The 12,329-nt window shown below is 42.1% G+C and carries 12 protein-coding genes and 1 pseudogene; 10 read left to right on the top strand and 3 right to left on the bottom strand.

All coding sequences use genetic code 11. From position 1 onward, the window contains the following. Positions 1 to 191 (top strand): annotated as a pseudogene (locus AB3329_RS10105) (group II intron reverse transcriptase/maturase); the annotation flags it as partial. 71 nt (positions 192 to 262) lie between these two features. Here AB3329_RS10105 and AB3329_RS10100 read toward each other — a convergent pair. Next, complete coding sequence (locus AB3329_RS10100) at positions 263 to 967, bottom strand: multidrug transporter (protein ID WP_368395941.1); 705 nt, start codon at positions 965 to 967, stop codon at positions 263 to 265. A 232-nt stretch (positions 968 to 1,199) separates the two neighbouring features. On the opposite strand from AB3329_RS10100, the gene AB3329_RS10095 reads away from it, so the two are divergent. The 3 genes from AB3329_RS10095 to AB3329_RS10085 all read left to right on the top strand — a co-directional run bounded on the left by AB3329_RS10095 (position 1,200) and on the right by AB3329_RS10085 (position 4,427). Next, positions 1,200 to 2,042 (top strand): Cof-type HAD-IIB family hydrolase, encoded by an 843-nt coding sequence (locus AB3329_RS10095; protein ID WP_368395940.1) that lies wholly within the window; start codon positions 1,200 to 1,202, stop codon positions 2,040 to 2,042. Between the two features lie 54 nt (positions 2,043 to 2,096). Beyond that, positions 2,097 to 2,777, top strand: coding sequence for a hypothetical protein (locus AB3329_RS10090; protein WP_368395939.1), 681 nt, complete (start codon positions 2,097 to 2,099; stop codon positions 2,775 to 2,777). A gap of 231 nt (positions 2,778 to 3,008) precedes the next feature. After that, positions 3,009 to 4,427, top strand: a complete 1,419-nt coding sequence (locus tag AB3329_RS10085) for a glycoside hydrolase family 1 protein (protein ID WP_368395937.1) — start codon at positions 3,009 to 3,011, stop codon at positions 4,425 to 4,427. Between the two features lie 167 nt (positions 4,428 to 4,594). Here the strand turns inward: AB3329_RS10085 and AB3329_RS10080 are convergent, their stop codons facing one another. Together AB3329_RS10080 and AB3329_RS10075 are read right to left on the bottom strand one after the other, a co-directional pair. Then, on the bottom strand, positions 4,595 to 5,533 hold the full coding sequence (locus AB3329_RS10080) for an FAD:protein FMN transferase (protein WP_368395936.1): 939 nt from the start codon (positions 5,531 to 5,533) through the stop codon (positions 4,595 to 4,597). Positions 5,534 to 6,066: 533 nt separating this feature from the next. Next, positions 6,067 to 6,249, bottom strand: coding sequence for a 4-oxalocrotonate tautomerase (locus AB3329_RS10075; protein WP_067061874.1), 183 nt, complete (start codon positions 6,247 to 6,249; stop codon positions 6,067 to 6,069). 325 nt (positions 6,250 to 6,574) lie between these two features. Here AB3329_RS10075 and AB3329_RS10070 point away from each other — a divergent pair, with 325 nt between their 5' ends. From AB3329_RS10070 to AB3329_RS10045, 6 genes are all read left to right on the top strand, one after another. Further along, the gene (locus AB3329_RS10070; RefSeq protein ID WP_368395935.1) at positions 6,575 to 7,162 is read left to right on the top strand and encodes a thymidine kinase; all 588 of its coding nucleotides are present in this window, start codon (positions 6,575 to 6,577) and stop codon (positions 7,160 to 7,162) included. A 69-nt stretch (positions 7,163 to 7,231) separates the two neighbouring features. Continuing rightward, positions 7,232 to 8,314 carry a peptide chain release factor 1 gene (gene prfA / locus AB3329_RS10065; RefSeq protein ID WP_368395934.1) on the top strand — a complete coding sequence of 361 codons (1,083 nt, stop codon included), beginning with the start codon at positions 7,232 to 7,234 and terminating at the stop codon, positions 8,312 to 8,314. Continuing rightward, positions 8,311 to 9,141: a peptide chain release factor N(5)-glutamine methyltransferase gene (gene prmC, locus AB3329_RS10060; protein WP_368395933.1), complete on the top strand. Its 831-nt coding sequence runs from the start codon at positions 8,311 to 8,313 to the stop codon at positions 9,139 to 9,141. Before prfA ends, prmC begins: the two co-directional genes overlap by 4 nt. Further along, positions 9,131 to 9,733 (top strand): L-threonylcarbamoyladenylate synthase, encoded by a 603-nt coding sequence (locus AB3329_RS10055; protein ID WP_368395931.1) that lies wholly within the window; start codon positions 9,131 to 9,133, stop codon positions 9,731 to 9,733. The genes prmC and AB3329_RS10055 overlap by 11 nt, the downstream gene beginning before the upstream one ends. Before the next feature lie 356 nt (positions 9,734 to 10,089). Further along, positions 10,090 to 11,346, top strand: a complete 1,257-nt coding sequence (glyA, locus tag AB3329_RS10050) for a serine hydroxymethyltransferase (protein ID WP_368395930.1) — start codon at positions 10,090 to 10,092, stop codon at positions 11,344 to 11,346. Positions 11,347 to 11,350: 4 nt separating this feature from the next. After that, complete coding sequence (locus AB3329_RS10045; RefSeq protein ID WP_368395929.1) at positions 11,351 to 12,325, top strand: nucleoid-associated protein; 975 nt, start codon at positions 11,351 to 11,353, stop codon at positions 12,323 to 12,325. Positions 12,326 to 12,329: the final 4 nt, after the last annotated feature.

The raw sequence follows: 12,329 nt of genomic DNA, 5'->3' as shown, positions 1-12,329 counted from the left end.
AACGACGTTGGGGATTGCTTAAATTAGGCGTTCCTAGGTGGTTAGCCGATAAGGTATCGGGCTGGGGTGACCACTATCAATTGGTTGCTCACAAATCGGTTCTTAAACGTGCTATATCAAAACCAGTCCTTGCAAAACGAGGACTGGTTAGCTGCTTAGATTATTACATGAAGCGACATGTGATAAGTTAATGGAACCGCCGTATGCCGAACAGCACGTACGGTGGTGTGAGAGGGGCTACTAGTAGTTAGACCCTACTCGATTAGCCGTCAGTGACGGAAGGTCCTGAAGTCGTATCAGACCATCCGACCAGTGCCTGACCGGTCTCTTTGAGGTAAGCTGAGAGAACCGGTTTAAAATCGTGAACGCTCTCTAAGGTTCCCATGAGCTGATTTTGACGGTCATATAATTTTTGGTAGGACTGGATGAGGATCTGGTCAAAAACACTTTCTGCGACAGGGAAATGCAGACTGCTTATTTCTTCATCATTTAGTTCTTGGATAAGTGCTTCATCCAGCCTTTTTGGACTGTCATCATCTGAAAGAGGCAGAGAGCTCTCGGGTTTATGATTAGAATAGACCAGACGGTGGCTTTGGTCAAAGAAACGGACCTGATAAGGCAGATAGCTTAGAATATCTGGCTGAATTTTCTGGTAAAACTCGGTCAGATAGCGAGTCAACGATAAGATGGACTTGGGATCGGTGAAACAGGTTCCATCCACAAAAAAGGTCTGCTGGTTTTCTGATGCCTCTGTGGTAAATTTGAGTGTCGGAAGTGGGCAGTCGATTTCAGAAAAGGTAAAGAGCCCATCATACTGTCCGACTTTATATGAAATTTGTGCGGAAACATAATCTAACTCTAAACAAAATAAATAACTGAAGCCATCAGCCAGTTCAGTGAAAAAAGCTTCAGCGGTTTGTCTGTTGTTTTCTGGGATAAGTGCAAGAATTTTCTTAATATTAGCCATTGTTTTATCATAGCGGTTTCTGTACAAAAAAGCAAGACAGAATACTTGGGAGAGATACTGCCCAAACCATTCCAGCTTAACTTTTATGCCGCTTTGGCTTACTCGGCTGGAGCTATTGAAAGTTTAACGATGGTGCTAAAACCATAGGATTGTATTATTTTACAAGAGGATAGGCCTATCATCGGGGCTTGTAAAGACGTACAATAGAAGTATCAATTATTGGGGGACTTTTATGGCCAAAAAAATTATTTTTCTGGATGTAGACGGAACATTAGTGGATTACCATGGTCGTATTCCCGAATCAGCAATTACTGCTATCCGCAAAGCGCGTGAAAAAGGGAATCAGGTCTATGTCTGTACGGGTAGAAGCCGGGCGGAAATGCAGGCTGAGATTTGGGAAATAGGCATTGATGGGATGATTGGCGGCAATGGCTCTTATGTTGAACACAATGGCAAAGTGATTATGCACCAGACGATTTCAAAAGAAGATGCCAAAGCCATTGTTGACTGGCTGCATGAACGAGGTCTGGAGTTCTACTTGGAATCAAATAACGGACTCTTTGCTTCTGAAAACTTTAAAGAAGCTGCTCGTCCGGTCATGCGGCAATATGCGCTTCGTAAAGGAAAAGCAGAAGCAGAAGTGGAACATATGGAAGCAGAGGACGCATTTCATGGCTTAATTTATGGCGGTGAACTCTACCGCAATGATTTGAATAAAGTGAGTTTTATTCTTAACACTTACCAAGACCACTTGGATTCAGCAGAAGCTTTTCCTCATCTCAAAGCCGGAACATGGGGCGGCCGAGGTGAAACAGCTTTATTTGGCGATCTTGGCGTTAAGGATATTACCAAGGCGCATGCAATTGATGTTCTTTTGAAACACTTGCAGGCTGATAGGAAGGACACCATTGCTTTTGGCGATGCCAAGGTTGATATTCCAATGTTGGAATACTGTGAAATCGGTGTTTCTATGGGAAATGGCGGACCAGAAATTCTTGCTATGGCAGACATGGTAACAGATGATGTTGAAGAAAACGGACTTTACAATGCCTTTGAGACCTTAGGGCTGATTTAGTAAAGATAATACCGCAATTTTTGTTGTGGTATTTGTTTATTATAGGGGTAGCAGATGAAGAAGATATTATACTTAACGGATCTTTATTATAAGGCTAAAGGCAGAAATTATTATGAAGAGGATATTTATATCGCGGGTAGATTGAAGGATTATTTTGATGTCGTGCTATGTCACCCGAAAAATTCGGAAAGTTTTGAAAATGATGTTGATTTAATTATTTTTAGAAATACAGGCGGAGTAAGCGGTTTTAAAGAAATTTATAATAAATTTATTGAGAGAGTTCATTCAAATAACCTAAATACTTTTAATAATTTTTCTGGAAAAGCAGATATGAGGGGAAAGCAGTATTTAATCGATTTAACAAAATTAGCTTACCCTGTTATTCCAACTGTAGATAAGCTAGCTGACCTTTCCTTATTACCAGAAAGTTCTGTTTACCTTGTGAAGCCAAAAGATGGAGCAGACTCTATTGGACTTGAATTCGTTGAGAATGCTGACTTAAGAAATAAAACGTTTTCTGATGGAGAATTTTTGATTCAACCAGCTATCGACTTTGAATATGAAGTTTCATTTTATTTTATAAATAATAAATTTGAATATGCTCTGTACGCAGCAGATAAGTCAGAAAGGTGGAAATTAAAGCAATATGATGCTTCAAAGGCAGATGTAGAGTTTGCTGAGAAATTCATTGCCTGGAACGATATAAAAAATGGTATTCAAAGGGTTGATGCCTGACGAACGAAAGAGGGGGAACTTCTTCTAGTTGAATTAGAAGATTTAAATCCTTATTTATCAATCTTGGAGCTTGACAGCATTTTACGAGATAATTTTATTAAAGATTTTATAAAAGCGATCGAAGAAGTTCTTTAAGTCGTATTATAATACAAGGAATGCGTTTTATATTATTGGTTTTTGTCTGATTTTAACGATATAATATTATTAAGAATCATCAATGAGGAGGTTTTTATGTTACACAAAAATTTAAAGCCATTTCCTGACCATTTTTTGTGGGGCGCTTCTACATCAGCATACCAAGTTGAAGGTGCTGCTTTAGAGGATGGCAAAGGTCCGTCCTGCCAAGATGTGAAAGAGATTCCTGCAGGAACAGCTGATCTGTCGGTTTCAGTTGACCATTATCACCATTATAAAGAAGATATTGCTCTAATGGCAGAAATGGGCTTCAAATCTTATCGTTTTTCGATTTCCTGGACACGGGTTTTGCCAAATGGAACAGGCGAGGTCAATCCAAAAGGGCTTGAATTCTACAATAATTTGATTGATGAATGTTTGAAATACGATATTGAGCCAATCGTGACCATGTTCCACTTCGATATGCCGGCGGCGCTTGATGAGCGCGGGTCTTGGTCGACGCATGATTCTGTTGATTGGTTTGCAGAATATGCGCGTGTTTTATTTGAAAACTTTGGTGACCGCGTCAAATACTGGTTGACAATCAATGAGCAAAATATGTTAACATTGGTTGGTCCAGTCATCGGTACCCTTCATGTGCCGGAAGGGACAACTAATCTCACTAAGGAAATTTACCAGCAAAATCACCACCAATTGGTTGCGCAGGCCAAAGCCATGCAGCTTTGTCATGAAATGCTTCCTGACGCTAAGATTGGCCCGGCACCGAATATTTCTCTGGTTTACCCAGCTTCTTCAAAACCAGAAGATATTATTGCCGCTCAGAACTTCAATGCTCTGCGTAATTGGCTTTATTTAGACGCTTATGTTTTTGGTGAATATAACAATTTAGCCTTGGCATATTTGGAAGAAAATGATGCTTTGCCAACAGTTACTGACGAAGATCGCACTATCATGAAAGCAGCTAAACCTGACTTTATCGGCTTCAACTATTACAACACAGCGACTGTTGAAGCTTCTGACGGCAGCGAAGCAGCGGGAGCTAATGGTGACCAACAATCTAATCAAACTTTCCCAGGTTTTGCTAAGAGCGTGGATAATCCAAATCTTGTTAAAACTGAATTTGGCTGGGAAATTGACCCTGTCGGCTTCCGTGCAACCGTTCGTGAAATGTACAGCCGTTATCGTTTACCGCTTTTAGTAACTGAAAACGGTCTCGGTGCCTATGATACTTTAACTGAAGACGGCAAGATTCACGACAATTACCGCATCGAATATCTTCGCCAGCATATTGCCCAAATTCAATTGGCTATTTCTGATGGTGTTGATATGCTTGGCTATAATCCATGGTCGGCAATCGACCTTATTTCAACACACGAAGGTATCCGTAAACGTTATGGCTTTATCTACGTTGACCGTACAGATGAAGAAGTTGGCAGTCTTAAGCGTTACCGCAAAGATTCTTTCTTCTGGTACCAAAAAGTTATCGCTACTAACGGTCAGGATCTAAAGGACTGACAGGACAGAAAAAATCTATCTGATTCTTAAAGTAACAATTCAAAAAATCATGGCAGAAATTTGCCATGATTTTTTGAAGGATACAAAGCCGATTCATATTGTCAGCTTTGTTTCTGCTTGAAGCCGCATCAGCTGCCGCCTTTTACTGCAGGATTGACTGAGATGTTTTATCTGTACAAAGGCTGAAATTGATTTTTTAGCCCTGATGACAGAAAAATCCGATTATCTTTAGTGACGGCAAGTCCTTCAATATGAGATGTTTCATTAATCGTTTGAAGAACCTCAATTAACGGCAGTCCAAATAAGCGTGTTGTCCAGATTTCACAGTCCACAGACTGGCTGGCAATAATGGTCAGACTGGCCATGTCTGTTTCAATCGGGTAACCGGTTCGGCGGTCAAAAATATGATGATAATCATTTTCACCAATTTTCAGATGCCGTTCATAAATCCCTGAAGTGACGACAGACTTGTTTTTGATCGTTACAATTCCAAGATTGTTGCCGCGAGGCTGTTTGGGATTTTGGATACCGATGTGCCAAGAACCGTCTGAACGCCTGCTGTTTTGACCATGAACCAGTACATTGCCGCCGAGGTTAATAAGGGCTGAGTTAATACCATCTTCAGCCAGATAGGTGATTATTTTATCTGCTATATAACCTTTGGCTAATGCACCTAAGTCTATTTTCATTCCTTTTTCGGTTAAAAAAACACTTTGCTTTTCTCTGTTAAGCAAAATTTTCTCAGGGGATGTTAAAGGCAGACGGGCCTCAATCTCTGCCGCTGAGGGTTTACGAGCATCAGAAAAACCGATATGCCACAAGTCAACAAGCGGTCCTAAGGCAATATTCAGATTGGACGGACTTGCCACACTATGCTTTTTGCCCAGAGCGATCAGTTCAAAAAGTTCAGGATGCACAGTCAATGATTTGACTCCGGCGTTTCGGTTAAGAGCCATTAATTCTGAACGTTCATCATTGGCACTAAAACGCTGATTATAGATGTCCAGCAGCTGACAGACTTTTACAATCTGTTCTCGAGCTCCAGGGGAGTCAATCTGGATATCGATCTGTGTCCCCATCATTTTTAAACTATGACTGACTTGCATTATCCCTCCCAACTAAGATACAGAGCCCGTCAAAAGAGCAAAGCAAAAATAGAAGCCTGACCGCTGAGTCACTAAAGACCCAAGGGAGGGCTATCTTTTTTGCACAGCTCTTAGGGCGTGTTCAATTCATCAAGATACAGAGCCCGTTAAAAACGCAAAAGGAAAATAGGAGACAGACCGATGAATCCAAAAAGATTCGAGGTAAGGCTATCTTTTTCCCGCAGCGTTTAGGGCGTGTTCAATTCACAAGATACAAAGCCCGTTAAAAACGCAAAAGGAAAATGGCGGTAAGTCCGAAATCTCTGATTTCGCAGACGCACCTCTGCCAAGACGACTAGAAGGGTGCAACAAAAATTTAAGCTTTCAAAGTCGTCTCAGGTCTGTTCAATAGAACGCTAGTCACTTAGTAGCACTTTGTTCTCTTTTTCAAAGCTTTAAACTGCCTTGCGGAGGTGGAACGACGAACTCCATAGTTAGGGTTACATCCCACTTCCAAACATCTCAATCTTTGGCATGATTCTATTAAGATGCTTTTATTTCCTTTTTATTTCTCCGTGCGGATAATAGCTGCCTTCCGGAAGATCATTGATAAAGACATGAATAGCCTCTTTGGGCGCTTTGGCAACACGGGCAACAACTTCAGTTACTTCACGAGCAAGTTCAATTTTCTGAGCCTCAGTTCGGCCTTCAAACAAATCGATTTTTACAAACGGCATAAATAGACCTCCAATTAAGATACAAAGCCCGTTAAAAGAGCAAAGCGAAAATAGAAGCCTGACCGCTGAGTCACTAAAGACTCAAGGGAGGGCTATCTTTTTTGCACAGCTCTTAGGGCGTGTTCAGTTTAACTTACTTTAACTAAAACGACACAACAGCTTGATTTGCTGTTTTCTTCTTGTTTGTCACTTTATTATAGCACAAAAACGCTGGGACTGCCTTAGAGCTCAGGTCAGAGATAGGAAAACTGATAAATCTGATGCCAAATCCTCTCTTTTATGTTAAAATAAATAGGATATTAATAGAAGGCAGGAAAAGTTAGGCTTGGCGCAGTTATATTATAAATACGGGACTATGAATTCGGGAAAAACGATTGAAATTTTAAAAGTTGCTCATAATTACGAGGAGCAGGGCAAACCTGTTGTTATTATGACATCAGCACTTGATACCCGAGATGGTTTCGGCTTTGTTTCCAGCCGTATCGGTATGCGAAGAAAAGCTATGCCTATTACTGCGGATACAGATATTTTTGCTTATATAGCCAATCTTGCCCAGCCTCTTTATTGTGTTCTGATTGATGAATGCCAGTTTTTAAGCAAAAACAATGTCTATGATCTGGCCCGCGTAGTAGATGAGCTGGCTATACCTGTTATGGCTTTCGGTTTGAAAAATGATTTTCAGAATGAATTATTTGAAGGATCCAAGTATTTACTTCTTCTGGCTGATAAAATTGAGGAAATCAAGACAATCTGCCAGTTCTGCTCGAAAAAGGCCACTATGGTTCTGAGGATTGAAAACGGCCGGCCGGTCTATGACGGGGAACAGATTCAGATAGGCGGGAGTGAAAGTTATATACCTGTCTGCCGCAAGCACTATTTTCATCCGGAAATCAGGGTTGACATTAAAGAGTGAGCGGACAGCTCTTGCTGTAAAGCATCTTTTTATAAAATATTAGGCTAAATAAAGTGAGGATAAATAAGAATGACCATTTATGAACAGTTGCAAGCTGTTGAAGATCGTTATGAGGAATTAGGCGAGCTGCTCAGCGATCCTGATGTGGTTGCTGATACTAAGCGTTTTATGGCTCTGTCCCGGGAAGAAGCGGACAGCAGAGATACTGTAGCGGTCTACCGTGATTATAAGCGAACTTTAAAGGATATCGCTGATGCTCAGGAAATGATAAAAGAAGCGGCTGGCGATCCTGATTTGCTTGATATGGCCAAGGAAGAACTGGCCGAAGCTAAAGCAGCAAAAGAAGATTATGAGGAAAAGCTGAAATTTTTGCTTTTGCCTAAAGATCCAAATGATAATAAGAATATCATTCTTGAAATTCGGGGCGCTGCCGGAGGTGATGAGGCCGCTCTTTTTGCCGGCGACTTGCTTAATATGTACCAGAAATACGCCGAGAACCAAGGCTGGAAATTTGAAGTAATGGAACTGTCAGTCAATGGTGTTGGCGGAATTAAGGAGGTCATTGCAATGATTTCCGGCCAAGCAGTTTATTCCAAATTGAAATATGAATCAGGGGCTCACCGTGTTCAGAGGGTACCGGTAACAGAAAGCCAAGGGCGTGTTCATACGTCAACAGCTACTGTACTGGTCATGCCTGAAGTAGAAGAAGTTGACTATGACATCGATCCAAAAGATCTTCGCATTGATATCTATCATGCTTCCGGTGCAGGCGGTCAAAATGTTAATAAGGTGGCTACGGCGGTTCGGATTGTCCATCTTCCCACCAATATTAAAGTTGAAATGCAGGAAGAACGGACACAGCAAAAAAACCGGGATAAAGCAATGAAAATTATCAGAGCCCGGGTGGCTGACCATTTTGCGCAGATTGCTCAAAATGAGCAGGATGCAGAGCGGAAATCGACTATCGGTACCGGCGACCGTTCAGAACGCATCCGGACTTATAATTTTCCGCAGAACCGTGTAACCGACCATCGTATCGGCCTGACCCTGCAAAAGCTGGACAGCATCTTATCCGGTAAACTGGACGAGGTCATTGATGCCTTGGTTCTCTTTGATCAGACGCAAAAATTAGAGGCTGTTCAGCAAAAATGAATTATGCACAGCTTTTCAGACATTATCAGAAACGATTGGCGGCTCTTGATGAAGAGGAAGATGCCTTGCTCTATGTGTTTAAGGAATTAAAAGATTGGTCCAATTTAGACATAGCCCTTAACCAAAATCAAGATGTTTCTCCTGAGGATGCTGCACTTCTTAAGGATATATACCAGAAGCTGTCGGCTCATGTGCCGCCCCAGTACATTACAGGAAGAGCTTATTTTGGCAAGCTCTGCTTAGCTGTAGATAAGCGTGTGCTGATCCCCAGACCGGAAACAGAAGAATTGACCGCCTTGATTTTATCAGAAAATGACAAGCATCCTCTTTCTGTTTTAGATATCGGAACCGGCAGCGGGGCTATCGCACTGTGCTTAAAATCAGCTCGGCCGGCTTGGAGGGTAATGGCATCGGATATTTCACCTGACGCTTTAGCTGTAGCAAAAGGGAACGCTGATTTTTATCAGATGGCCTTAGATTTTGCTGAGTCTGATGTTTTTAGTGCCATTTCAGCTTCTTTTGATATCATTGTTTCTAACCCCCCTTATATTGCTGAGTCGGATCGAAAGGAAGTGGCGGCCAATGTTTTGCTGTCTGAACCCCATAGCGCTTTATTTGCAGAAGAAGATGGTTTAGCTCTTTACCGCCGTATCATACACGGTGCCGGCAGCCATTTGAGTGAAGCTGGGAAACTCTATCTGGAGATAGGCTGGAAGCAAGGGGAAAAAGTCAGAGCGCTTCTGACAGACGCTTTTCCGCAAAAGCGCGTGAGAATTCTACAGGATAGTTTTGGGAAAGATAGGATGGCTGCGGTGGATGATGGATGACATAAAAAAAGTACTGCAAGAAGGCGGAGCTGTTATTCTGCCGACAGAAACTGTTTACGGTATCTTTGCTCAGGCTTTGGATCAAGCGGCTGTGCGCTGGGTTTATCAGCTGAAAAAACGCCCGCAGGCTAAAGCGATGAACCTGAATGTTGCTAGTTTAAAAGAGATTTTGGCTTATTCCCAAAATCAGCCTCCCTATCTGGAAAAACTCTATCGGTCTTTTTTACCCGGTCCTCTGACTATTATCCTAGAAGCTAATGCTAAGGTACCGCCCTGGATTAATTCCGGCGGCAGGTCTGTTGGTTTCCGTGTTCCCAGACATGCTGCAACGCTGGAGCTTATTCGTGAGACAGGTCCCCTGATTGGCCCGTCAGCTAATTTGTCAGGAGATGAAAGCGGCAAAACTTTTAGTCAGATCAGCCATAATTTCAATCAGCAGCTTATCGGCCTGACAGATGATAGTGCTATTAGCGGTCTTGATTCGACTGTTCTTGATTTATCAGGCGGTCCTGCTAAGATCCTGCGTCAGGGTGCCCTCACTCAGGCTGACCTCTTGGCTGCTGTACCAGAAATACCGTTTGAAACCAGATAATTAAATTGAACACGCCCTAAGAGCTGTGCAAAAAAGATAAATTTCCTTGTTTCTAAAGAAACATCGTCAATTTCCTATTTTTGCTTTGCTCTTTAAACGGGCTTTGTATCTTGTGAATTGAACACGGCCTAAACGCTGCGGGAAAAAGATGTCCTGACCTAGAATTGGGCAATTCGTCAGTCAGTCCCCTATTTTCCTTTTGCGTTTTTGACGGCCTTTGTATCTTGTGAATTGAACACGGCCTAAGCTCTTTGCAAAAAAGACAAAACTTCCTAGAAACTGAGGTTTCTTCGTCAGTTTTCCTATTTTTGCTGTGAGCTTTAACCGGCCTTTGTATCTTGATAAAAGGAGAAAGCATGAATTTTGATAAGGAAAATAATCAAGCATATGATAAAGAACTGTGGGAAGCTATTCAGGCAGAAGAAGTGCGTCAGCAAAATAATATTGAGCTGATTGCTTCAGAAAATATTGTCTCACAGGCTGTTATGGCAGCGCAGGGATCTGTTTTAACCAATAAATATGCTGAAGGCTATCCGGGAAGACGTTATTATGGCGGAACGGACTGTGTCGATATTGTGGAAAATTTGGCTATAGAACGTGCTAAGGCGCTGTTTGGGGCCGGATTTGCCAATGTCCAGCCTCACTCAGGCAGTCAGGCTAATGCTGCAGCTTATATGGCTTTGCTGCAGCCTGGCGATACGGTTCTTGGAATGGACTTAGCTGCCGGTGGACATTTGACCCACGGTTCACCTGTCAGTTTTTCCGGGAAAACTTATCATTTTGTAGCTTATACTGTTAATCCGGAGACAGAAGAAATTGATTATGAAGAACTGCTGGCTATTGCAGAAAAGACGCAGCCCAAGATGATTGTAGCAGGGGCATCGGCTTACTCTCGCATTATAGATTTTCAAAAATTTAGGGAGGTGGCAGACCGTGTCGGCGCATATTTAATGGTTGATATGGCCCATATTGCCGGTTTGGTCGCTTCGGGACATCATCCCAGTCCTATTCCTTATGCTCATGTGACAACCAGCACGACCCACAAGACCTTGCGCGGACCGCGCGGCGGATTGATTTTAACCGATGATCCGGAGATTGCTAAGAAAATTAATTCTGCTGTTTTTCCGGGTCTTCAAGGCGGTCCGTTAATGCACATTATTGCTGCTAAGGCGGTGGCCTTTAAAGAAGCTTTGGATCCCGCTTTTAAACGCTATGGTGAATCTGTCATCGAAAATGCTCAGGCTATGGCTGACGTTTTTCGGGCGCATGATGATTTTCATGTCATTTCAGGTGGGACAGACAATCATGTTTTCTTAGTCGATGTGACAAAAGTTGTTGAAAATGGCAAAGCAGCACAGAATATTCTTGAAAGTGTTAATATTACTTTGAATAAGAACTCTATCCCATTTGAAAAGCTGTCTCCTTTTAAAACCTCCGGAATCCGTATCGGTTCACCGGCTATTACCAGCCGCGGCATGGGTGTCAGCGAGTCACGCCGCATTGCTGAACTTATGATTGAAACACTGGAAAATCATGAGAATGAAGCTGTTTTGAAGGCTGTGCGCCAAGAAATCAAGGGCATAACTGATGCCTTCCCTTTGTATGGAAAATAAGCAAATGATGGACCTTTATATTAAAGAGCTTGCCATTCACCAGTTTACACCTAACGATACAGACCTTCTTTTAGCTGATAAGCCGCTGGATATCAGCCCTTTGCTTGAAACTTATTTCAGCAAAAAATTAGCCAAGGTTTTTTCCGATGAGGCTAAGCGCGGCCGCTTGACAGAGGATAATCCCTTCTTTAAACTGCTGACTGCTGATTTTTTAGAGTCATCTGTTAAGATTGCACAATCCTGGCGCCAAGCTTTTCTTATTTCAGAAAATCAAAAAACCTGTGATTTGGTTTTCATTCGTTTTGAAAAAGAGGGGACTGAACACTTTGCTTTTCTGCGCCTGACTTTAAAAGAAAGCTTGACGCATCTGGCTGGCCAGTCTGACTCCCCTATTGCCTTGACGCAAAATACCCTGCCCGGTGCCGGTCAGGCTCCTGATGAAGCCTTAGTGCTCAACCAGAAGACAGGACGTTATTACTTGATTGAGAAACGTATAAAGCATGATGGCAGTTTTGTTCATTACTTTTCAGAACAGCTCCTGCAGGTTCAGCCGGAAGCCTCGGTTAAAAAATCTCTTAAAGTGGTTGAGCAAACAGCTAAAAAAGTGGCTGATGATTTTCGGCAGGATGACTTTGCTTTTCAGTCTAAAATGAAGACAGCTATTTATAATCATTTGGAGGAGCAGGAGCTAGAGCCGGAAAAATTGGCCAATCAGCTTTTCGAAGATAATCTGACTGCCCGGCTGACCTTTGTTGATAATCTAAAAGAGCAAATTCCTGAGCCCATCAAACTGACTGATATTGATTATTCCAAACAGAGTAAAAAACTTTCCAGTCAGAAGTTATCTCTGTCTAACGGTATTGAGCTGATTGTTCCCAATCGAGTATACCAAGATGCTGATAGTGTTGAATTTATACAAAATCAGGACGGAACTTACTCCATACTGATTAAGAACATAGAAGATATCCAAAACAAATAAATAT

It is taken from the genome of Streptococcus huangxiaojuni (genome assembly GCF_040930515.1).
GTDB lineage: Bacteria > Bacillota > Bacilli > Lactobacillales > Streptococcaceae > Streptococcus > Streptococcus huangxiaojuni.
Note: the sequence above shows the minus strand (reverse complement) of the source record. Positions and strands in the feature narration are given on the sequence as shown.

Coding starts and splice junctions, on each gene's coding strand:
- AB3329_RS10095 (WP_368395940.1), top strand. CDS start 1,200: ATGGCCAAAAAAATTATTTTTCTGGATGTAGACGGAACATTAGTGGAT.
- AB3329_RS10100 (WP_368395941.1), bottom strand. CDS start 967: ATGGCTAATATTAAGAAAATTCTTGCACTTATCCCAGAAAACAACAGA.
- prmC (WP_368395933.1), top strand. CDS start 8,311: ATGAATTATGCACAGCTTTTCAGACATTATCAGAAACGATTGGCGGCT.
- AB3329_RS10045 (WP_368395929.1), top strand. CDS start 11,351: ATGATGGACCTTTATATTAAAGAGCTTGCCATTCACCAGTTTACACCT.
- prfA (WP_368395934.1), top strand. CDS start 7,232: ATGACCATTTATGAACAGTTGCAAGCTGTTGAAGATCGTTATGAGGAA.
- glyA (WP_368395930.1), top strand. CDS start 10,090: ATGAATTTTGATAAGGAAAATAATCAAGCATATGATAAAGAACTGTGG.
- AB3329_RS10090 (WP_368395939.1), top strand. CDS start 2,097: ATGAAGAAGATATTATACTTAACGGATCTTTATTATAAGGCTAAAGGC.
- AB3329_RS10055 (WP_368395931.1), top strand. CDS start 9,131: ATGATGGATGACATAAAAAAAGTACTGCAAGAAGGCGGAGCTGTTATT.
- AB3329_RS10085 (WP_368395937.1), top strand. CDS start 3,009: ATGTTACACAAAAATTTAAAGCCATTTCCTGACCATTTTTTGTGGGGC.
- AB3329_RS10075 (WP_067061874.1), bottom strand. CDS start 6,249: ATGCCGTTTGTAAAAATCGATTTGTTTGAAGGCCGAACTGAGGCTCAG.
- AB3329_RS10080 (WP_368395936.1), bottom strand. CDS start 5,533: ATGCAAGTCAGTCATAGTTTAAAAATGATGGGGACACAGATCGATATC.